Source organism: Leucobacter soli (genome assembly GCF_042659205.1).
Lineage (GTDB): Bacteria > Actinomycetota > Actinomycetes > Actinomycetales > Microbacteriaceae > Leucobacter > Leucobacter soli.
In genome coordinates, this window is the sequence record NZ_JBHSRW010000024.1 from 1 (window position 1) to 20,501 (window position 20,501).

18 protein-coding genes are annotated in these 20,501 nt (G+C 68.4%); 13 read left to right on the forward strand and 5 right to left on the reverse strand.

Annotated elements, in window-relative coordinates; all coding sequences use genetic code 11:
• Positions 1 to 244: 244 nt before the first annotated feature.
• From ACFPZL_RS03155 to mnhG, 6 genes are read left to right on the forward strand one after another with little or no spacing between them, the layout of a single operon-like run.
• Entirely contained in the window at positions 245 to 3,169 is a 2,925-nt protein-coding gene (locus ACFPZL_RS03155) for a Na+/H+ antiporter subunit A (RefSeq protein WP_218113775.1), read from the forward strand.
• Positions 3,166 to 3,666, forward strand: coding sequence for a Na(+)/H(+) antiporter subunit C (locus tag ACFPZL_RS03160; RefSeq protein ID WP_218113774.1), 501 nt, complete (start codon positions 3,166 to 3,168; stop codon positions 3,664 to 3,666). The genes ACFPZL_RS03155 and ACFPZL_RS03160 overlap by 4 nt, the downstream gene beginning before the upstream one ends.
• Complete coding sequence (locus ACFPZL_RS03165; protein ID WP_218113773.1) at positions 3,663 to 5,441, forward strand: Na+/H+ antiporter subunit D; 1,779 nt, start codon at positions 3,663 to 3,665, stop codon at positions 5,439 to 5,441. The genes ACFPZL_RS03160 and ACFPZL_RS03165 overlap by 4 nt, the downstream gene beginning before the upstream one ends.
• Positions 5,438 to 5,974 (forward strand): Na+/H+ antiporter subunit E, encoded by a 537-nt coding sequence (locus tag ACFPZL_RS03170; RefSeq protein WP_218113771.1) that lies wholly within the window; start codon positions 5,438 to 5,440, stop codon positions 5,972 to 5,974. The genes ACFPZL_RS03165 and ACFPZL_RS03170 overlap by 4 nt, the downstream gene beginning before the upstream one ends.
• Positions 5,971 to 6,282 (forward strand): monovalent cation/H+ antiporter complex subunit F, encoded by a 312-nt coding sequence (locus ACFPZL_RS03175; protein WP_218113770.1) that lies wholly within the window; start codon positions 5,971 to 5,973, stop codon positions 6,280 to 6,282. The genes ACFPZL_RS03170 and ACFPZL_RS03175 overlap by 4 nt, the downstream gene beginning before the upstream one ends.
• Complete coding sequence (gene mnhG / locus ACFPZL_RS03180) at positions 6,275 to 6,640, forward strand: monovalent cation/H(+) antiporter subunit G (RefSeq protein WP_218113768.1); 366 nt, start codon at positions 6,275 to 6,277, stop codon at positions 6,638 to 6,640. Before ACFPZL_RS03175 ends, mnhG begins: the two co-directional genes overlap by 8 nt.
• A 24-nt stretch (positions 6,641 to 6,664) precedes the next feature.
• Here mnhG and aceB read toward each other — a convergent pair whose 3' ends face one another.
• Positions 6,665 to 8,308 (reverse strand): malate synthase A, encoded by a 1,644-nt coding sequence (gene aceB / locus ACFPZL_RS03185; RefSeq protein ID WP_218113767.1) that lies wholly within the window; start codon positions 8,306 to 8,308, stop codon positions 6,665 to 6,667.
• A gap of 142 nt (positions 8,309 to 8,450) precedes the next feature.
• Between aceB and ACFPZL_RS03190 the strand changes: the two genes are divergently transcribed.
• The 4 genes from ACFPZL_RS03190 (at position 8,451) to ACFPZL_RS03205 (ending at position 11,948) form a co-directional block, all read left to right on the forward strand.
• Complete coding sequence (locus tag ACFPZL_RS03190; protein ID WP_218113766.1) at positions 8,451 to 9,950, forward strand: helix-turn-helix transcriptional regulator; 1,500 nt, start codon at positions 8,451 to 8,453, stop codon at positions 9,948 to 9,950.
• 159 nt (positions 9,951 to 10,109) lie between these two features.
• On the forward strand, positions 10,110 to 10,601 hold the full coding sequence (locus ACFPZL_RS03195; RefSeq protein ID WP_382334694.1) for an FHA domain-containing protein: 492 nt from the start codon (positions 10,110 to 10,112) through the stop codon (positions 10,599 to 10,601).
• A 1-nt stretch (position 10,602) separates the two neighbouring features.
• A complete protein-coding gene (ftsR, locus tag ACFPZL_RS03200) occupies positions 10,603 to 11,280 on the forward strand; it encodes a transcriptional regulator FtsR (protein WP_218113764.1) in 678 nt (225 codons plus the stop codon).
• Positions 11,281 to 11,387: 107 nt separating this feature from the next.
• On the forward strand, positions 11,388 to 11,948 hold the full coding sequence (locus ACFPZL_RS03205; protein ID WP_218113762.1) for a MerR family transcriptional regulator: 561 nt from the start codon (positions 11,388 to 11,390) through the stop codon (positions 11,946 to 11,948).
• 69 nt (positions 11,949 to 12,017) lie between these two features.
• Here ACFPZL_RS03205 and ACFPZL_RS03210 read toward each other — a convergent pair whose 3' ends face one another.
• Positions 12,018 to 13,613, reverse strand: a complete 1,596-nt coding sequence (locus ACFPZL_RS03210; RefSeq protein WP_218113761.1) for an isocitrate lyase — start codon at positions 13,611 to 13,613, stop codon at positions 12,018 to 12,020.
• A 137-nt stretch (positions 13,614 to 13,750) separates the two neighbouring features.
• Complete coding sequence (locus ACFPZL_RS03215) at positions 13,751 to 14,638, reverse strand: ParA family protein (RefSeq protein ID WP_218113760.1); 888 nt, start codon at positions 14,636 to 14,638, stop codon at positions 13,751 to 13,753.
• A gap of 263 nt (positions 14,639 to 14,901) precedes the next feature.
• On the opposite strand from ACFPZL_RS03215, the gene def reads away from it, so the two are divergent.
• Positions 14,902 to 15,393: a peptide deformylase gene (gene def / locus ACFPZL_RS03220; protein WP_218113759.1), complete on the forward strand. Its 492-nt coding sequence runs from the start codon at positions 14,902 to 14,904 to the stop codon at positions 15,391 to 15,393.
• A 19-nt stretch (positions 15,394 to 15,412) separates the two neighbouring features.
• On the opposite strand, the gene ACFPZL_RS03225 is transcribed toward def, so the two are convergent.
• Complete coding sequence (locus ACFPZL_RS03225) at positions 15,413 to 17,245, reverse strand: AMP-dependent synthetase/ligase (protein WP_218113757.1); 1,833 nt, start codon at positions 17,243 to 17,245, stop codon at positions 15,413 to 15,415.
• Positions 17,246 to 17,409: 164 nt separating this feature from the next.
• On the opposite strand from ACFPZL_RS03225, the gene ACFPZL_RS03230 reads away from it, so the two are divergent.
• Entirely contained in the window at positions 17,410 to 18,081 is a 672-nt protein-coding gene (locus ACFPZL_RS03230; RefSeq protein ID WP_218113756.1) for a lysophospholipid acyltransferase family protein, read from the forward strand.
• A gap of 176 nt (positions 18,082 to 18,257) precedes the next feature.
• Complete coding sequence (locus tag ACFPZL_RS03235) at positions 18,258 to 19,622, forward strand: class II 3-deoxy-7-phosphoheptulonate synthase (protein ID WP_218113755.1); 1,365 nt, start codon at positions 18,258 to 18,260, stop codon at positions 19,620 to 19,622.
• A 25-nt stretch (positions 19,623 to 19,647) separates the two neighbouring features.
• Here the strand turns inward: ACFPZL_RS03235 and ACFPZL_RS03240 are convergent.
• Positions 19,648 to 20,501 (reverse strand): PASTA domain-containing protein (locus ACFPZL_RS03240; protein ID WP_382334697.1); only part of this gene is annotated, 854 nt, incomplete at its 5' end.

A 20,501-nucleotide genomic window follows, 5' to 3' on the forward strand; every position in this document is an offset into this window, starting at 1 on the left:
AGCTAAGGCTGACAGCGCCGATGGTACTGCACTCGGGAGGGTGTGGGAGAGTAGGACACCGCCGGACCTCTTCATGAGGGGCTGGTCTCGATGAGACCAGCCCCTTTTTTTATGCCGCACAGGCCCCGCTTGCGCAGGCCGCGGAGCCGGGCGTTGCGTCCTCGCGTCGGCAGCCGGTCAGGATGATTCCCCGGCCTCCGATAAGCTGGTACGGAGCGCTCGGCGGGGTGGAAGGAGGCTGCGTATGGGGATGATGACGACGACTCTGCTCGCTCTCCCCATCGCTGCCATTCTCTCGTACCCGGTGATCCGACGCCTCGGGCGCCGGGCCTTCCTCGCGTTCTCCCTCGTGCTCGGCGCGGTGTTCGTCCTGTTTGCCTTCCAGGGCGGTGCGATCGCCGCCGGCGGTGCGATCGTCGAGGAGCACCGCTGGGTGCCGCAGCTCGACCTCGCCTTCACCTTCCGCCTCGATGCGGTCTCCTGGATCTTCGCGCTACTGGTCACCGGCGCCGGCGCACTCGTGCTGCTGTACTGTATGCACTACTTCGAAGACGGGGAGGAAGGACTCGCCCGGTTCGGCTCCGTCTTCCTGGGGTTCGCCTCGAGCATGCTCGGCCTGGTCCTCTCCGACAACATCTATCTGATGTTCGTCTTCTGGGAGGGGACGACGGTCTTCTCCTTCCTGCTCATCGGCCATATGGCACGTCAGCGGACCGCCCGCTCGGCGGCGTTGCAGGCCCTCATCGTGACGACGTTCGGCGGCCTCGCCATGCTCGTGGGTCTGGTCGTGCTGGGCACGGCGGCGCAGACCACCAACCTGAGCGAGATCCTCGCCGATCCGCCCGACGGCACGGCCGCGTCGGTCGCGGTGTTCCTCGTCCTCATCGGAGCGCTCTCGAAGAGTGCAATCTTCCCCTTCCACTTCTGGCTGCCCGGCGCCATGGCGGCACCGACCCCGGTCAGCGCCTACTTGCACGCGGCCGCCATGGTCAAGGCCGGGATCTACCTGATCGCGCGGCTCGGCCCCGGTTTCGGCGACCTCCCCGGCTTCCGCACGACGCTCGTCGTTCTCGGCGCCGTTACCATGCTGAACGGCGGCATTCGCGCGCTCCGCCAGTACGACATCAAGCAGATCGTCGCCCACGGCACGGTCAGCCAGCTCGGCCTTCTCGTGATGGTCTTCGGCGTCTCGGACCCGAGGACCGATTTCGCCGGCTACGCACTGCTGCTCGCCCACGCCGTCGCGAAGGCTCCGCTCTTCCTGGCCGTCGGCATCATCGATCACTGCACCGGCACGCGCGATCTGCGCCAGTTGAGCGGTGTCGGCCGGCGGCGCCCGGGTCTGGCGGTCACGACGGTGCTGGCCGCGGCGAGCATGGCCGGCCTGCCCCCGTTGCTGGGCTTCGTGGCGAAGGAGTCGGTGTTCACCGAGCTCATGGCGGTGGGCGAGGGGTCGCCCGTCGCCGTGCTCGCGTTCGCCGTTGCGCTGGTGGGCAGCGTGCTGACCGTCGCCTACATGGGGCGCTTCCTCTGGGGCGCGTTCGCGACCAAGCGAGACACGGCCCCCGCCGAGATCATCCACGAGCAGCCGGGGACGATCCTGATCGCGCCGGTGATCTTCACCGCGCTGGCCTGCCTCGGCGGTCTCGCGGCGCCGCTGCTCGACCCCTGGCTGCGCCTGTCCGCGGCGGAGCAGCCCGGCGGGGGGCACCCGGAGCACCTGGCCCTCTGGCACGGGCTCACCCCGGCGCTCGGCGCCTCGGTGCTCGTCCTCGTGCTCGGCGTGCTGCTCGCCTGGTGGCTGGTGCGGAAGCCCCGGACCCTGCCGGTGGTGCCGGAGCGGTTCTCGGCCTCGCACGCCTACTGGGTGCTCACCCACTGGCTCGACGTACTCGCGGTGCGCCTGACCGCGCTCACCCAGCGCGGATCCCTGCCGTTCTACCTCGCGGTGATCCTCAGCGTATTGATCGTCACGATCGGCGGTGCGGTGCTCGCCGTCGGCGAGTTCCCCGAAGAACTGGTGCTCGTCAGCTCGCCGGTGCAGATCAGCATCGCCGCCGTGATGATCCTCGCGGCGGTCTTCGCGGCGAAGGCGCACACCCGCTTCCAAGCGGTGGTGCTCGTCGGGGTCACCGGGTACGGTATGGCTGCGGTGTTCGCCCTGCACGGCGCTCCCGACCTGGCGCTGACCCAGGTGCTCGTGGAGACCGTCACCCTGATCGCATTCGTCCTCGTGATCCGACGTCTGCCGCAGCACATCGGTGTACGGGCGAAGTCCAGCCGGCGCTGGTTGCGCGCCGCCATCGGCGTCGGCGTCGGCGTGCTGCTGGGGGGTGTGGCGCTCCTGGCGATGGACGCACGGGTCGCCGATCCGATCTCCCTGCAACTCCCCGAGCTCGCCTACCTCGGCGGACACGGCATGAACGTGGTCAACGTCATGCTGGTCGACATCCGCGGCTGGGACACCATGGGCGAGCTCTCGGTGATCCTCGCCGCAGCCACGGGCGTCGCCTCGCTCGTGTTCCTCAACACCCGCGTCGACAACGCGCCGAAGCTGACGCGGCGGGACGCCCGATCGCGGGTGAACGAGCTGATCCGTCGGGTCGAGGATCCGAACGACCCCGCCGAGCGTCGGACCTGGCTGCTCGCGGGGCGCAACCTCGACCCCTCCCGTCGCTCGATCGTGCTCGAAGTCGTGATCCGCCTCATCTTCCACGCGCTGATACTGCTCTCCTTCTACCTGCTGCTGACCGGGCACAACTCGCCGGGCGGCGGGTTCGCGGGCGGTCTCGTGGCCGGGCTCGCGCTGGTCGCGCGCTACCTCACCGGAGGCCGGGACGAGCTCCGCGCCACCGTGCCGATCGACGCCGGCAAGATCCTGGGCGTGGGTCTCGCCCTCGCCGCGACAGTCGCCGTGCTGCCGCTCTTCTTCGGGCACGCGGCGCTCGCCTCGTCGTGGATCGACCTCGACCTCGGCCCGCTCGGCACTCTGCCGATCGTCACCTCCACGTTCTTCGACATCGGCGTGTACCTCGTCGTCTTCGGGCTGATCCTTGACGTGCTGCGCAGCCTGGGCGCGGAGATCGACTCGCAGGAGGAGCTCGATCTGCAGACCTCCCTCCGGGACGACGCGCTTACCGGGACCCGGCCGACGGGGGGTGCGCGATGACGATGCCGCTCGCTCTGCTGCTCGCCATGGTGGTGCTCTACGCCATCGGCGTCTATCTGCTGCTCGATCGCAGTCTCACCCGCGTGCTGCTCGGATTCCTGCTCGTAGGCAACGCGACGAACCTGCTGCTCTTCCTGACGAGCGGCTCCTTCGGTGCAGCGCCCATCTACGGCGAGACCGAGCCGGAGGATATGAGCGACCCGCTCCCGCAGGCGTTCATCCTCACCAGCATCGTGATCACGTTCGGCGTGAGCGCGTTCATTCTCGCCCTCATCTACCGGGCCTGGCGGCTCACCACGGACGGCGAGGACGAGGTGCAGGACGACGAGCACGATACGACGCTCACGAGCGCCGAGTCCCTCACCACCGAGGAGGTCACGGACGAAGAGCTCGCCTCGACACCGGAGTTCGAGGACGACGAGGACGACGAGGAGCACGACGAGATCGCGGCGGACAGGAGCGGGAACGGCGGAACCGGCGGGGGAGACCGATCATGACCGCACTGATCCCGCTCGTCGTGCTCGTGCCCCTGCTGGGCGCCGCGCTCGCGCTCGCGCTGCCCGGACGCCGTCGGGCGCAGCAGGTCATCACCGTGGCGGCGCTCGCGATCGTGCTCGCGATCGCGATCGCGTTCATGGTCGTGGTCGACGCGTACGGCACGCTCGTGATGCAGGTCGGCGGCTGGGCCGCGCCCTTCGGGATCTCCCTTGTCGTGGACCGGCTGAGCGCCCTCATGCTCGCCGTCTCCGCGATCGTGCTGCTCGGCGTGCTGCTCTTCTCCCTGGGCCAGGGCCTCGCAGACGGCGATGACGAGACGCCGGTCTCGATCTACTACCCCACCTATCTCGTGCTCGGCGCCGGCGTCTGCAACGCATTCATCGCCGGAGACCTCTTCAACCTGTACGTGGGCTTCGAGATCCTGCTGGTCGCGAGCTACGTGCTGATCACCCTCGGGGGTACCGGGCCGCGGATCCGGGCCGGCGTGACCTATGTGGTCGTCTCGCTCGTGTCGTCCATCCTCTTCCTCGCCTCGATCGCGCTCGTGTACGCCGCAGCCGGCACGGTGAACCTCGCGCAGCTGACTCTGCGCCTCGCGGAGCTGAGCGATGGGATCCAGCTGATCCTGAACCTCATGCTGCTGATCGCCTTCGGCATCAAGGCGGCCGTGTTCCCGCTCGCCTTCTGGCTCCCCGACTCGTATCCGACCGCTCCGGCACCGGTCACCGCGGTGTTCGCCGGTCTGCTGACGAAGGTCGGCGTCTACGCGATGATCCGCACGCAGACCCAGCTCTTCCCCGACAGCCCGCTCGACGACATGCTGATGACGATCGCCGCGCTGACGCTGCTGGTCGGCATCCTCGGCGCCGTGTCCCAGCTCGACATCAAGCGACTGCTCTCGTTCACGTTGATCAGCCATATCGGCTATCTCGTCTTCGGAATCGCGATGGCCGACGCGGCGGGGTACACCGCGACCATCTACTACATCGCCCACCACATCATCGTGCAGACCACGCTCTTCCTCGCGGTCGGCCTGGTTGAACGGCAGGGCGGTACGACGTCGCTCACCGAGCTCGGCGGCATGCTGCGCGCGGCACCCGTCGTCGCGGTGCTGTTCTTCATCCCCATGCTCAATCTGGGAGGCATCCCGCCGTTCTCCGGTTTCATCGGAAAGCTCGGACTCTTCGAAGCGGCGGCCGAGCAGGCGACGCCGGCGGGGTACTGGCTGATCGGCGTCGGTGCGCTCGTTTCGCTGCTCACCCTCTACGCGCTCGCCAGGACCTGGAGCCTCGCGTTCTGGCGCAGCCGGGCCGCCGCGCTCGGCGGGCCCGCGGTGCCGCAGCCCACGACGACCGAGGGAATGATGCTGCAGGGGCGCGAGGCGGCGCTGCTCGAGCGGCTGCACGACGCTCCGCACGCCCAGCCGCGGCAGGAGCAGCGGGATACCCCTCGGCTCATGGTCGGGGCCACGGCCGCGATGGTCGCGGTGAGCATCGCGCTGACGGTGTTCGCCGGGCCGCTCTACCGCTACGCCTCGCACGCCGGCGAGGAGCTCACCGAGCCGATGAGGCTCGTCGAACAGGTCCTCGGCTCGGACGCGGACCAGGATCTCGGCCCGGGTCATGGCGGCGGCAGCGGCACGACGGAGCCGGAGGGCAGCGCACCGGAGCATTCCGGGCAGGGAAAATCCAGGCAGGGGGAATCCGGGTCGGAAGGGTCCGGATCGGAGCATTCCGGGTCGCATGAAAGCGACGGGGGAGGCGGGAGCTCATGAGTCGGAGGTTCGAACCGGTCGTGCACCTGCACGAGGTGCCTCTCCTGATCGGGCTCGTCGTGACGTGGATGATGCTCTGGCAGGAGGCGTCCTGGCTCACGCTGCTCAGCGGGATCCTCGTCTCGGTGCTCGCCATGCGACTCTTCTACCTCCCGCCGGTGGAGCTCGCCGGACGATTGAACCTGTGGTGGGCGGCCCGCTACCTCATCTTCTTCTTCTGGCATCTGATGCTCGCCTCGTTCCAGGTGGCCTGGCTCGCGCTGCGGCCGGGACCGGCGCCGCGCACGGCGATTCTGGCTGTGCGCCTGCGCACCCGCAGCGACTTCGTGCTGACGGTCGTCGGGCTCACCGTGTCGTTGATCCCCGGCTCGCTCGTCGCCGAGGTGGATCGTTTCGGGTCGACGCTGTACCTGCATGTGCTGAACACGCCGACGCAGCGGCAGATCCGCGAGATGCGGGCGCAGACGCTCCACATCGAAGAGCTGGTGATCCGCGCCGTCGGCTCGCCCGAAGAAGTGGGGGCACTCGGATGAGCACGTTCCACACCGTGGTGACCGTGATAGCGATCCTGGGATTGACGGCGACCGCGCTCGCGGCGGTGGTGCGCATCGTCCGCGGGCCGACGATCCTCGACCGGATGATCGGCAGCGACGTGCTGCTGACGACCCTGATGCTCAGCGTGGGCACCGACATGGTCCTCCGCGGGCACACGGAGGCGATCCCGGTGATGACGGTGATCGCGGCGACCGCGGTGCTGGCGACGATCGTGGTGGCCCGCTACGTGCGCCGTCGTGCACGGCTGCCGGAGCCGAGCGAGCCGAGGGGGGGCAGCAATGTCTGAATGGATGGAGACCGCGTTCGATATCGCCTCGCTGACGTGCGTCCTGGTGGCGACCGGCTTCACGGTCGCGGCGGGGGTCGGGCTGCTCCGCTTCCCGGATGCGCTCAGCCGGTTGCACGCGGCGACCAAGCCGCAGGTGTTCGGTCTGCTCCTCGTGATCGCCGCGATCGCATTCGAGTCGCGCTCGCTCGCGACGCTCGCGGCGCTGATCCCGGTGTTCATCTTCCAGTCGCTCACCGCGCCGATCGCCGCGCACATGGTGGGTCGCGCCGCCTATCGCAACGGGCAGATCGACCCGGAGTCGCTCACGGTCGACGAACTCGGCCCCGCGATCGCCCGCGCCGAGAGCACGGAGTAGGCCGAGTCCGCGACCGTTCGCGACTCAGCCGTCGACGAGGTAGCGGCTGTAACCGGGAACCGTGAGGAAGGTCGGGAAGTGCTCGCCGAGGGCGACCTCTTCGAACAGATCCATGGCGTCGTCGTAGCGGTCGCCGGTGAAGCGGGTGAAGCCGGCCACGGTCTCGGACACCAGGCTCCGCACCCAATCGCGGGTGATGCGGGTTCCCTCCGCGGTGACCTGATCCTGGTGGATCCACTGCCAGATCTGCGAGCGGCTGATCTCGGCGGTCGCCGCGTCCTCCATGAGGTTGTCGATCGCGACGGCCCCGATGCCGCGCAGCCAGGCCTCGATGTAGCGGATCGCGACCGAGACGTTGTCGCGCACACCCGACTCCGTGATCTCGCGGCCGATGCGCACATCGAGCAGCTGGGCCGCGGTGACCTCGACGTCGTCGCGCTTCCGGTCGACCTGGTTCGGGCGATCGCCGAGCACGGCGTCGAACTCCGCACGAGCGATCGGGATGAGGTCGGGATGCGCGACCCAGGTGCCGTCGAAGCCGTCGTTCGCCTCGCGGTGCTTGTCCGCGCGAACCTTCTCCTCGGCCCGGGCGGTGACCTCGGGGTCGCGGCGGTTCGGGATGAACGCGCTCATGCCGCCGATCGCGTGCGCGCCGCGCTTGTGGCAGGTCTGCACGAGCAGCTCGGTGTACGCCCGCATGAACGGCACGGTCATCGTGACCTCGCTTCGATCCGGCAGCACGAAGCGTGCGCCGCGGCCGCGGTAGTTCTTGATGATCGAGAAGATGTAGTCCCAGCGCCCGGCGTTGAGTCCGGCCATGTGATCCTTCATCGCGTAGAGGATCTCCTCCATCTCGAAGGCGGCGGGAAGCGTCTCGATGAGCACCGTCGCGCGGATCGTGCCGTGGGGGAGGCCCAGGTACTCCTCGGTGTAGGAGAAGACGTCGTCCCAGAGCTTCGCCTCCTCGCTGGACTCGAGCTTCGCGATGTAGAAGTAGGGACCGTGGCCGTTCTCGATGAGGCGCTGCGCGTTGTGGAAGGCGTAGAGCCCGAAGTCGACGAGGCTGCCGGACGCGGCGCCCGCCTGGCCGTGCGCGTCGACGAATCGCATGTGCTTCTCGACCAGGTGCCAGCCGCGCGGCCGCATCACGATGGTCGGGGTGCGCTCTGCGGTGACCTCGTAGCGCTTCCCTTCGGGGCTCGTGTAGCTCAGCCCCCCGTGAATCGCGTCGAACAGCGAGAGCTGCCCGCCGATGACGTTGCCCCAGGTGGGGCTCGTCGCGTCCTCCTGGTCGGCGAGCCAGACCTTCGCGCCCGAGTTCAGCGCGTTGATCGTCATCTTCGGGTCGGTCGGCCCGGTGATCTCGACGCGTCGGTCCTCGAGCCCGGGGCCCGGGCCGGCGACCCGCCAGCTCGCGTCCTCGCGGATCGCCCGGGTGTCGTCGCGGAACTTCGGATCGCGGCCGTTGCCGATCTCGTAGCGGCGGCGCTGGCGCTCGGCCAGCCGATCGTGGCGGCGGCCGGCGAAACGATGGTGCAGCGCGGAGACGAACATCAGTGCGCCGGGGGTGAGGATCTCATCCGACCGCGGAATGGCGGGGGCGAGCACCTCGAGGCGGGCGCCGGTCTGCGTGCTGGTCTGCGGCCGTTCGGTCGTTGCAGTGCTCATGATCTGATCCTTCACTCGTGTCGTCTTGTTCGACGTGTTTCCATCTTCAAGCCCGAAATGGGGTCGAAAAGGGGATTTTGGTGAAGAATTTTCTGAGTATTTCTGTTTGCCGTAAGTTTCCGGGCGTGGCAACATGGTGGTCATGACTCTCACGGACATGAGCGCGACCGAACGGTCCGCGGAGCACGCAGGGACGGAAGCCGCCGATGCGCTGACCCTCGGCAGGCAGGTGCGCGAGCGGCGCATCCGACTGGGTTTGAAGCTCGAACAGCTCGCCGAGGCGATCGACCGCGCCCCGTCGCAGGTCTCCGCGATCGAGAACGGCAAGCGCGAGCCGAGTCTGCCGGTGCTGCGGGCGCTGGCGCAGGCGCTCGACTGCACGGTCGACGAACTGCTGGCGAGCGAAGCGCCGAGCGAGCGGGCCGCTCTCGAGATCTCGGTCGAGCGGGCGCAGCGCGGCCCGGTGTTCCAGTCGCTCGGGATCCCCGCGATCCGCGTCTCGAAGGCGACGCACGACGATACTCTCCGCGCGGTCCTCGGCCTGCACCAGGAGGTGGAGCGGCTGCACCGGGAACGCGCGGCGACACCCGAGGAGGCCCGACGGGCGAACACTGAATTGCGGGCCGAGATGCGCGTGCGCGGAAACTACTTCGCCGAGCTCGAACGCGAGGCGGCGGCGCTGCTCGAGAGCGTCGGCCATGACGGTGTCGATGTCGGGCCGGTCTCGCAGCTCGCGATCGCGGGCATCGCTCAGAAGCTCGGTTTCACCCTGCACTACGTGAACGACCTGCCGCATTCGACGCGCTCCGTGATCGACCGGCGCAACGGCCGCATCTACCTGGGCGAGAGCCTGCCTTCGCGCGACGCCCGCGCCCCGATTCTGCGTGCCCTCGCGAGCATCGTCTGCCGCCACGAGGAGCCTCGCAGCTACGGCGAGTTCCTCCGGCAGCGCGTCGAGGCGAACTATCTCGCCGGGGCGGTGCTGCTGCCCGAGCGCGCCACCGTGGAACGGTTGCGCGAGGCGAAGGCGCAGCGACAGATCTCGATGGAGGATCTCCGCGACGCGTTCGGCGTCTCGTACGAGATGGCTGCCCATCGATTCACCAACCTGGCGACCGAGCACCTGGATCTGCCCGTGCACTTCATGAAGGCGCACGAATCCGGCATGCTCATCAAGGCCTACGAGAACGACGGGGTGCGCTTCCCCTCCGACGCGCTGGGCAATCTCGAGGGGGCGGCGGTCTGCCGCAACTGGACCGCCCGCACGGTGTTCAGCCAGTCCGATCGGTTCAACCCCTGGTATCAGTACACCGACATGTCCGCGGGCGGCACCTACTGGTGCACCTCCCGTGTGGAGAAGGCGAAGGAGGGGCAGTACTCGGTGAGCGTCGGGGTGCCCTTCGACTCGGTCAAATGGTTCCGCGGCCGCGACACCCCGCACCGGACGCGGTCGTTCTGTCCGGACGAGCGCTGCTGCCGGCGCGCCAGCGACGCGCTCACGCGCAAGTGGTCGGCGGCGGCCTGGCCGGAGGCCGCCACCCCGACCAGCCTGCTGGCGGCGCTGCCCACCGGGACCTTCCCCGGCGTCGACGCGCACGAGGTCTACGGCTTCCTCGAATCCTATGAGGGGAACCGGGGCTGAGTCGCAGCCCGGGCGGATCGTGCTGTGAGGTCCGCATGCGCACGTCGTCGTCCGACTTATAACACCCTCGGACTCGAGGCCGGCTCCGCCACGCCGATTCGGGGGTGCGCCGAGGTCGGCGCTGCGATAACGTAGAGCGAAGAATGCGGCGGGGAACAGATGCCGGGAACAGAGGTGAGTGACGACGTGAACGCTGGTGAGCAGGCTCATCGCGCGGGGGAGACCGAGGCGCGCGCGACGCAGCAGTTCCGCGAGGATCTCGGCGCGATGGTGCGCGCCCGCACGACGGATCTCACGATCGATGAGCAGGAGGCCGTCGCCGCGCTGCCTTCGGGTGCGGCTCTGCTGGTCGTGCGGCGCGGCGCGAACCTCGGGGCCCGCTTCCTGCTCGACGAGCCGACTTCGGTCGCCGGTCGGCACCCCGCGGTCGATATCTTTCTCGACGATGTGACGGTCTCGCGCCGCCACGCCGAGTTCACCCGTGAGGGCACGGCATTCTCGGTGCGCGACCTCGGATCGCTCAACGGCACCTTCGTCGACGGCCGACGCATCGACGGCGAGGCCGGGCTCGAGGACGGCGCAGAGGTGCAGGTCGGCAAGTTCAAGTTCACCTTCTTCGCCTCGCGATTCGACCTGCCGGGCCAGGCCTAGCGTGGCGGCGCAGACGGCTCTCGCGCAGAACGGAGCTGGCCTCCTCAGCATCGGGCAGGTCCTCGAGCTCCTGCAGGGGGAGTACAGCGATCTCAGCCCGTCGAAGCTCCGCTTTCTCGAGGAGCAGGGGCTCATCACGCCCGAGAGGACCAAGTCGGGATACCGGAAGTTCTCGCAGGCTCATATCGAGCGGCTGCGATTGATCCTCACGCTGCAGCGCGAGCACTACCTGCCGCTGCGCGTCATCGCCGAGGTGCTGGCCGACGTCGATGCCGGTCGGGATCCGGTGATCCCCGGTGCGTCGTCGCGCAACGCCTCCAGTATTCTCGCGCCGCGCCGGCTGCTCGGCCGGGAGGAGCTGCAGCGGCTCACCGGCGCCACGTCCCGCTTCATCGGCGAGGCGATCGCCGCGGGTCTGCTTCCGGCGGCCGAGGTGTTCCCGCACGAGTGCATCGCCGAGCTCAACGCGTTGCTGCGTCTGGCGGAGCAGGGTGTCACCCCGCGCCATCTCCGTGCCATGCGAGTCGCGGCGGAGCGAGACGCGGACCTGATCGGACAAGCGCTCGAGGCGCGGGGCGGTCGCAGCGACAGTCCGCACGGGGTCGAAGGATCGCTCGAGCTCGTCGGCCTGCTCGAGACCGTGCGAGGCGGCGTCCTGCGACGCCGGCTCGGGCGGTGAGTCGCGTCCGCGACACGCCTAAAGTAATAGTTGAAGGTTCGTTGCCTCGGGACCACTCTGCCGCTAACGTTGAGGGAGCGTCAGAGGAACCGGAAGAGAGGGTCGTGATGGAGAACTTCGCGTCGACGCCGACCGCAATTTCGGCCCCTGAGCCGCTCTTCGACGACGGCATGCCGCAGCCCGACACCGACGGTGGTTACAAGGGCGCAGTCGCCGCACGGGCGGCCGGGATCAGCTATCGTCAGCTCGACTACTGGGCGCGCACCGGGCTCGTCGAGCCCACCGTGCGCAGTGCGCAGGGCTCCGGCTCGCAGCGCCTCTACGGCTTCCGGGACATCCTGGTGCTCAAGCTGGTCAAGCGACTGCTCGACACCGGCATCTCGCTCCAGCAGATCCGTGCCGCCGTGGCCCAGCTGCACGAGGCCGGGGTGCACGACCTCGCGCAGACGACGCTGATGAGCGATGGTGCGAGCGTCTACCTCTGCACGTCGAACGACGAGGTGATCGACCTCGTGAGCCGCGGGCAGGGCGTGTTCGGGATCGCCGTGGGCAAGGTGCTGCACGAGGTCACCACCTCGCTCGTCGACATGGACGACCACCGCGCCGCGACCTCGGACGAGGGCCTCGACGAGCTCGCAGCCCGGCGCGACTCGCGCAAGATCAGCTGATCGCACTCCTGCTCATGGGAATGCCCCGGCCATGGCCGGGGCATTCCCATTCGACGGGAGCTTCGCGACTCAGGAGAACTGATTCATCGTGTTGTCCTTGCCGCCGGCCTTGAGCGCGGCGTCGCCGGCGAAGTACTCCTTGTGGTTGTCGCCGATGTCGCTGCCGGCCATGTTCTGGTGCTTGACCGTGGCGATGCCCTCGCGGATCTCGCGGCGCTGCACGTCGCGGACGTAGGTGAGCATGCCCTCGTCGCCGAAGTAGCCCTTGGCGAGGTTGTCAGTCGAGAGGGCGGCCGTGTGGTAGGTCGGCAGCGTGATGAGGTGGTGGAAGATGCCGGCGCGGGCCGAGCCGTCGCGCTGGAAGGTCCGGATCTTCTCGTCGGCGAGCCGGGCGAGCTCGGTGCCGTCGTAGTCGACGCTCATCAGCTTGTCGCGGTCGTAGGCCGAGACGTCCGCCCCCTGCTCGAGGAGCTGGTCGTAGGCCTGCTGACGGAAGTTGAGGGTCCAGTTGAACGAGGGGCTGTTGTTGTAGACCAGCTTGGCGTTCGGGACGACCTCGCGGATGCGATCCACCATGCCGGCGATCTGCTCGACGTGCGGCTTCTCGGTCTCGATCCACAGCAGGTCGGCGCCGTTCTGCAGCGAGGTGATGCAGTCGAGCACGCAGCGGTCCTCGCCGGTTCCCTTGCGGAACTGGTAGAGGTTGCTGGCGAGGCGCTTCGGGCGCAGCAGCTTGCCGTCGCGCTTGATGATCACGTCGCCGTTGCCGAGATCGGCCTCCGAGATCTCCTCGACGTCGAGGAACGAGTTGTACTGGTCGCCCAGGTCGCCCGGGGTGGTGGTGACGGCGAGCTTCTGCGTGAGACCGGCGCCGAGCGAGTCGGTGCGCGCCACGATGATGCCGTTGTCGATCCCGAGCTCGAGGAAGGCGTAGCGCACGGCGTTGATCTTCGCGATGAAGTCCTCGTGTGGCACGGTGACCTTGCCGTCCTGGTGGCCGCACTGCTTCTCGTCGGAGACCTGGTTCTCGATCTGGATGGCGCAGGCACCGGCCTCGATCATCTTCTTGGCGAGCAGGTAGGTCGCCTCCGGGTTGCCGAAGCCGGCGTCGATGTCGGCGATGATCGGTACTACGTGGGTCTCGAAGTTGTCGATCTGCGACTGGATGAACTCGACCGCGGTCTCGTCGCCCGCGAGTCGGGCGTCGTCGAGCTGCGAGAAGAGCAGGTCGAGCTCGCGCGCGTCGGCCTGGCGCAGGAACGTGTAGAGCTCTTCGATCAGCGCGGGGACCGAGGTCTTCTCGTGCATGGACTGGTCGGGCAGCGGGCCGAACTCGGAGCGCAGGGCGGCGACCATCCAGCCCGAGAGGTAGAGGTAGCGCTTGTTGGTGCTCTTCAGGTGCTTCTTGATCGAGATCAGCTTCTGCTGGCCGATGAAGCCGTGCCACACGCCCAGCGACTGGGTGTAGACGGAGGAGTCGTCGTCGTACTCCGCCATGTCGCGGCGCATGATGTCGGCCGTGTACTGGGCGATCTCGAGGCCCGTCTTGAATCGGTTCTGCGCCCGCATGCGTGCGACGTACTCGGGGTTGATCGCCTCCCAGCTGGAGCCATGCTGCTCCTTGAGTCGCTGTGCGGCGTCGATGTCGTTCTGGAACTCGGTCACGGTGATTCCTTCTGAGTGGTGGCTGCTCACCCGCCGAGCCCGGTGCTCTGCGGGGATACTTCCACTCTCAGGCCTGACCGGAGTGCATTCCTGCGAAATCGCAGGTGAATTTTCGCAGTATTTCTGCTTTCTGGAATTTATCGCTCGAGGTCGGTGACCGCGGTGTCGCCCGAAGGATCCTCGTCGACCAGTACATCGGCCTGCGCGGCGAAGGCGGGACGCGCTTGCGCGGGGGCGTCGATGCCGGCCTGCTGCAGGACCTGATCCAGAACACGATCGAAGTGCCCCGCCATCTCCTGCGCGGCTTCGCCCGGCCACATGTGCACCGGCTTGGCCGCGCCCTGCGCCTGCTGCAGCGAGGTGCGCTCGGGCAGCTGCGGGTCGAGGACCAGCGGGCCGAACATCTCGCGCAGCTCGCGCGTGCGGAACTGGTGCTCCATCGACTGCGGGCGCAGGCGGTTGACGAGAATCCCGAGGGGCTTCAACCGCGGGCTCACGCCCCGCCGGATCTCCTCGATGGCGCGCAGGGCGCGGTCAGCAGCGGAGACGGCGAAGAGGCCGGGCTCGGTCACCACGATGACCTGGTCGCTGGCGGCCCAGGCGGTGCGGGTCAGCGCGTTCAGCGACGGAGCGCAGTCGACCAGCACGAGATCGTAGTCGGCTTCGATGCCGGCGAGCGCCTCCTCGAGCTTCCAGATCTCCCGCACCGACGGATGGGGGCCGTCGAAGTTGATCGCGGAGGGGCTGCCGAGCAGCAGATCGATCGTGCCGCTCTCGTGATGCTGATTCCATCCGCTCCGCGCGATCGCCGAGCGGACCGTCTTCTCCTTCGGGTCCTCCAGGACGTCGGAGATGTTCGCGTAGCCCTCTGGATCAACGTCCATGCCGGTCGAGACGTCCGACTGGGGGTCGAGATCGACGACGAGGGTGCGCAAGCCTCTCGAGAACGCGGCAGAGGCCAGGCCGAGAGTCACGGTGGTCTTGCCGACGCCACCCTTGAGGGAGCTCACGCTGAGTACATGCACCCATAAAGTCTAGGGCAAAGCGCGTGGTGGTGCGCTGAATGTTCGGCGGCCCCTGGACGCCGCCCGGAGATCGCCCGGCCGAAAGGGCGCTGTCGAACGGACGCCGTCGGGCGAGCTGCGTCGTCGTGCCGAGGGTAGGCTGAGTCGCATCGGATCTGCGAGCTGCGGGTCGGCTGCGCATTCGCCGAGGAGCGGTGGCGCATCTGCGGTGGTGCATCCGCGGCGCTGCATCCCGGTCGCCCCGCCCACTGAAGGAGGACCCCGTGCCCGTACGCGACATCCGCCTGTTCGGCGATCCGGTGCTCCGCACCGTCTGCGAGCCGATCTCCTCCATCGACGACGGCGTGCGCGCACTCGTCGCCGACCTCTGCGACACGGTCGCCTTCGACGGACGTGCGGGGCTCGCATCCACGCAGATCGGCTTCACCCAGCGGGCGTTCAGCCTGCACATCGACGGCGAGGTCAGTTACATCCTCAACCCCGAGATCGTCGAACTCGCCGGGGAGCCGGCCGCGACGGGGGAAGGCTGCCTCTCGGTGCCCGATCTCTGGTTCGAGGTCATGCGCTATCCGCGTGCGACCGTGCGGGGCATCGACCTCGACGGGAACGAGGTGGTCATCTCGGGCGAGGGGCTGCTCGCGCAGGCGCTCCAGCACGAATGCGACCACCTCGAGGGGAAGCTCTACCTCAACCGCCTGGATCGGGAGACGCGCGGCGAGGCCATGCGGAGGATCCGCGCGGCCTCCTGGTTCTGACCGCGCGGATTCGCGAGCGTCAGGCGCCGGTCTGGAGCGCCTCGGTCTGCGGGTTGTCGCCGTACATCTTCGCGATCTCCCCGGCGAAGTCGCGGATGATGTTGTCGCGCTTGATGCTCATCTTCGGCGTCAGATGCCCGCTGGCCTCGGTGAACTCGATCGGCAGGATCGTCCACTTCCGAATCGACTCGGCGCGAGAGACGAACGCGTTGCCGTGATCGATCGCGCGCTGCACCTCGGCGATCACCGCTGGATGCGCGACCGCTTCGTCCAATGTCATCGTGGAGTCCAGTCCCTGGTTCTTCAGCCAGGTCGGCAGCATCTCGCCGTCGAGCGTGATGAGCGCTGCGATGAAGGGCTTCTGATCTCCGACGACGACGATCTGACCGATCAACGGATACGAGCGGATCGGATCCTCGAGCGCCGCCGGGGCCACGTTCTTGCCGCCGGCCGTGACGATGATCTCCTTCTTGCGGCCGGTGATCGAGAGGTACCCGTCGCCGTCGAGTGTGCCGAGGTCGCCGGTCCGGAAGAAGCCGTCGTCGGTGAAGACCGAGGCCGTCGCCTCCGGGTTCTGCCAGTACTCCTTGAACACCGCGGTGCCCTTGACCTCGATCTCGCCGTCCTCCGCGATGCGAATGGTGTGGCCGGGCAGAGCGGGACCGACGGTGCCGATCTTGTACTTGTCGGTCAGGTTCACGCTGACCGGCGCCGTGGTCTCGGTGAGGCCGTAGCCCTCGAGGATCTTGATGCCGAGGCTGTGGTAGAAGTGGCCGAGGTAGTGGCTGAGCGGAGCGGATCCGCTGACCGCGTACTTGACGCGGCCGCCCAGCGCCTCGCGCAGCTTCGAGAAGACCAGCTTGTCGAAGAGCTTGAACTTCAGGCCGAGCATGAGCGGCATCTTCGTGCCGGCCATGACGTGCTCGCTGTGCTTCACCGCGACCTGCGCGGCGGTGCGGAAGATCTTGCCCTTGCCGCCGGCCTCGGCCTTCTGCTCGGAAGAGTTGTAGACCTTTTCGAAGACGCGCGGCACGGCGAGCAGGAAGCTCGGCTTGAAGGTGCCGAGTGAGGGGAGCAGCTTGGTGGTGTCGGGCTGGTGGCCGACGCGCACGCCCGCGTGCACGGCGAGCACGCTGATGAAGCGCGCGTAGACGTGCGCGAGCGTGACGAAGAGCAGTGTGGAGGAACCCGGCTCGTTCACGACCTCGCCGAGGGCAGCTGCGGCGTTCCGGGAGAGATCGACGAAGTTCGAGTGCGTCAGCACGACGCCCTTCGGGCGGCCCGTGGAACCCGAGGTGTAAATCAGGGTCGCCGTGTCGGCCCCGTTCGCCAGGTTCCTACGGCGCTCGATCTCCTCGTCCGGGACGTCCGCGCCCGACGCCGCGAAGGCGTCGAGCGCCCCCTGGTCCAGACGCCACTCGAGCTCGAGGGTGCCGAGCTCGCCGCGGACCTCGGCGAGGCGGTTCGCGTGGTCCGCCGACTCCGTGATGATTCCCCGCGCACCTGAGTCCTCGAGGACCCAGTGGATCTGCAGCGCGGAGGACGTCTCGTAGACCGGGACCATCACCGCGCCCGCGTAGTGCAGGGCGAAGTCGACGAGCGTCCACTCGAACGAGGTCTTGCAGATGAAGGCGATCCGATCGCCGGGTTCGACACCCGCGGCGACGAGTCCCTTGGCGACCGAGACGACGAGATCGCGGAACTGGCGAGCGGTCAGATCGCGCCAGCCGTCGCCCTCGGGGGTCGCGAAGATCACGCGATCGGGGGACGCGGCGACCCGCTCCTCGAGCAGATCGGTGACGTTGTCGTTCGGCGCGGGGGGAACGATGATCGGTGTCTCGGTCAGGTTCACGGCAGCTCCTTCGGTACCTGGTTCACCAGTGGCGGCGACCCGCGGGTGCGACACCGCGGTCTCTTGCCGATCAGCCTATTGCATGCGCCAAGCGGGACCCGCGGGATCGGTGGAGTATCTACAATTCGGTAGAGTCGACGCAGACGAGGAAGGGCATCCGCCGCATGATCTACTGGATTCTCAAGCACCTGGTGATCGGGCCGCTGCTGAAGACGATCTACCGGCCCTGGGTCGAGGGCGCGGAGCACCTGCCTGCGACGGGCCCGGTCATCATCGTCGGGAACCACCTCTCCGTCATCGACAGCTTCTTCATGCCGCTGATGGTCGACCGGAGGGTCTCGTTCCTCGCCAAGAGCGACTACTTCACCGGCCGCGGGCTGAAGGGGTGGTTCGTGAAGACCTTCATGCTGGCGGTCGGGCAGATCCCCATCGACCGTTCGGGAGGCAAGGCCAGCGAGGCGTCGCTCAACACCGGGCTCAGTGTGCTCGACCGGGGGGACGTACTCGCCATCTACCCTGAGGGGACGCGCAGCCCCGACGCTCGGCTCTACCGCGGGCGCACCGGCGTCGCGCGACTCGTGCTGGAATCCGGGGCGCTCGTCGTGCCCGCGATCATGGTCGACACCGAGAAGTGCATGCCGATCGGCGCGAAGTTCCCGCGCCTGCGCAGGATCGGTACGCTCATCGGCGAGCCCATGGACTTCAGCCGCTTCGCCGGGATGTCGACGGACCGCTTCGTGCTGCGCAGCGTGACCGATGAGATCATGGTCGAGATCCAGCGGCTCAGCGGCCAGGAGTACGTGGACGTCTACGCCTCGACGGTGCGCAACCGATAGTCGCCCGTGGTCGCGCTGAGCCCTGCGCGAACACCGCCCCTCCGGCCGATAGCGCCGCCCGCCCGCAGGCTAGACTGGTGGGGTTGCCGAGGGCGAGGAGTACCGACAGGTGCGCCCGGTTCGGTGACGCCCGACCGGGGGCACGACGCCCCCTCGACCGCAGAGAGCAGACAGCCGTGAGCCAGCAGACGACGCCCGAGGTATCCGTCGACGTTCCGGGGCTCGATTCGTATCGCGGGCTCCCGGCGAAGCAGCAGCCGACCTGGCCGAATCCCGCAGCGGTGCAGGCCGCCTCGGCCGAGCTCGCAACCCAGCCGCCCCTCGTCTTCGCCGGTGAGGCGGATCAGCTGCGCGAGCGGCTCGCCGCCGCGGCCCGCGGCGAGGCCTTCCTCCTGCAGGGAGGCGACTGCGCCGAGACCTTCGCCGCCGCGACCGCCGACAAGATCCGCGATCGAGTGAAGACGATCCTGCAGATGGCGGTCGTGCTCACCTACGGGGCCTCGATGCCGGTCATCAAGGTCGGTCGCATGGCCGGCCAGTTCGCGAAGCCCCGCTCGAGCGATACCGAGACCCGTGACGGCGTCACCCTGCCCGCCTACCGCGGCGATCTGGTCAACGGATACGACTTCACGCCCGAGTCCCGCGCGGTGAACCCGGACCGACTCCTGCAGGGCTACCACGTCTCCGCCTCCACGCTGAACCTGATCCGCGCCTTCACCCAGGGCGGGTTCGCCGATCTGCGCCAGGTGCACGCCTGGAACCAGGGCTTCGTGTCGAATGCGGCGGATCGCCGCTACGAGGCGCTCGCCGCCGAGATCGATCGCGCCCTGCGGTTCATGGAGGCGTGCGGTGTCGAGAGCTCGGCGCTCACGCAGACGGAGTTCTACGTGAGCCACGAGGCGCTGCTGCTCGACTACGAACGGCCGCTCGTGCGCATCGACTCCCGCACCGGCCTGCCCTACGGGACATCGGGGCACATGCTCTGGATCGGGGAGCGCACGCGCGACCTCGACGGAGCGCACGTCGAACTGCTCTCGAAGCTGCGCAACCCGATCGCGGTCAAGCTCGGCCCGACGGCCACCGTCGACGACGCCTTGCGGCTGATCGACAAGCTCGATCCGGAGCGCGAACCTGGACGTCTGACCTTCATCACCCGGATGGGAGCCGGCAAGATCCGCGACGCGCTGCCGCCGCTCCTGGCCGGCGTGCGCGAAGCCGGGGCGCTCCCGCTCTGGGTCACGGACCCGATGCACGGCAACGGCATCACGACGGCGACCGGCTACAAGACCCGCCGATTCGACGACGTGATGGACGAGGTGCTCGGCTTCTTCGAGGCGCACCGCGAGGTCGGCACCTTCCCCGGCGGCCTGCACATCGAGCTGACCGGCGACGACGTCACGGAGTGCCTCGGCGGTTCGGAGAACATCGACGAGGCGACGCTCGCGACGCGCTACGAGTCGCTCTGCGATCCGCGGCTCAACCACATGCAGTCGCTCGAGCTGGCGTTCCAAGTGGCCGAGGAGCTGAAGAAGCGGAACTGACGTCGCGGGGCCGGGCCAGGGGCACCTAATCGAGGGAGATCGTGGCCCGGACCCTGATCGTAGCGCCCTTCGGGAGCATCTCCCCGGCGGCCGGATCGGTGCCGGTCGCCTTCGCGAAGCGTCGGAGGCTGTCCGGCACCCCGGTGGTCGGGGAGAAGCCGAGGGATTGCAGTTCGTCCATGGCCTCCTGCAGGTCCATGCCGGAGACGTCCGGGACCTCGAACAGCTGCGGTCCCCGCGAGACGTTGAGGCCGACCTTGCTGCCGACCTTCACGGTCTTGCCCGAGGTGATGAGTCCGATGACATCGCCCTCGGCGATCTCGTCGTTGTAGGCCCTCTCGTTCATCGACTTCTTCACCAAGAGGCCGAGGTCCTCGAGCGTCGACGTCGCGTCGTCGACGGAGAGGCCGGTCACCGACGGCAAGGGGCCCGCCGAGATCAGGAGGTCGATCCGGCCCTGCTCGGGGTAGGCGTCGCCGAGGCCGTCGCCCTGCTCGTCGACCGCCAGGTAGACCGTATCCCGCTCGCCCTTCTCGAAGACTCGGTCGAGGACCTCGCCGAAGACGAAACCGGCCTCCTCGATCTCCTCCTGCGCGGCGTCGAGCGAGAGCCCGACGAGGGTGGGAACCGGGAGCATCTCCGGGCCGGTCGACACGCAGAGCGAGACGCGGCTCTCGCGTTCCACTCGGGTACCGGCCGACGGGTCGCTGCTCACGACGAGCCCGGCCTCGACGTCGAGGCTCGAGCACTCGTCCTGCGAGGCGCGCAGCGTGAGCTCCTCGAGCGCCGCCGTCGCGGCGGCCGGATCCTGGCCGACGAGGCCGGGAACCGTCACGAGGGACCCCGGGCCCTGGCCCCACCACCAGCCCGAGCCGGCTG

Coding starts and splice junctions, on each gene's coding strand:
- ACFPZL_RS03160 (WP_218113774.1), top strand. CDS start 3,166: ATGACGATGCCGCTCGCTCTGCTGCTCGCCATGGTGGTGCTCTACGCC.
- ACFPZL_RS03170 (WP_218113771.1), top strand. CDS start 5,438: ATGAGTCGGAGGTTCGAACCGGTCGTGCACCTGCACGAGGTGCCTCTC.
- ACFPZL_RS03155 (WP_218113775.1), top strand. CDS start 245: ATGGGGATGATGACGACGACTCTGCTCGCTCTCCCCATCGCTGCCATT.
- aceB (WP_218113767.1), bottom strand. CDS start 8,308: ATGAGCACTGCAACGACCGAACGGCCGCAGACCAGCACGCAGACCGGC.
- ACFPZL_RS03195 (WP_382334694.1), top strand. CDS start 10,110: ATGCCGGGAACAGAGGTGAGTGACGACGTGAACGCTGGTGAGCAGGCT.
- ACFPZL_RS03165 (WP_218113773.1), top strand. CDS start 3,663: ATGACCGCACTGATCCCGCTCGTCGTGCTCGTGCCCCTGCTGGGCGCC.
- ACFPZL_RS03230 (WP_218113756.1), top strand. CDS start 17,410: ATGATCTACTGGATTCTCAAGCACCTGGTGATCGGGCCGCTGCTGAAG.
- mnhG (WP_218113768.1), top strand. CDS start 6,275: ATGTCTGAATGGATGGAGACCGCGTTCGATATCGCCTCGCTGACGTGC.
- ACFPZL_RS03175 (WP_218113770.1), top strand. CDS start 5,971: ATGAGCACGTTCCACACCGTGGTGACCGTGATAGCGATCCTGGGATTG.
- ACFPZL_RS03190 (WP_218113766.1), top strand. CDS start 8,451: ATGACTCTCACGGACATGAGCGCGACCGAACGGTCCGCGGAGCACGCA.
- ACFPZL_RS03205 (WP_218113762.1), top strand. CDS start 11,388: ATGGAGAACTTCGCGTCGACGCCGACCGCAATTTCGGCCCCTGAGCCG.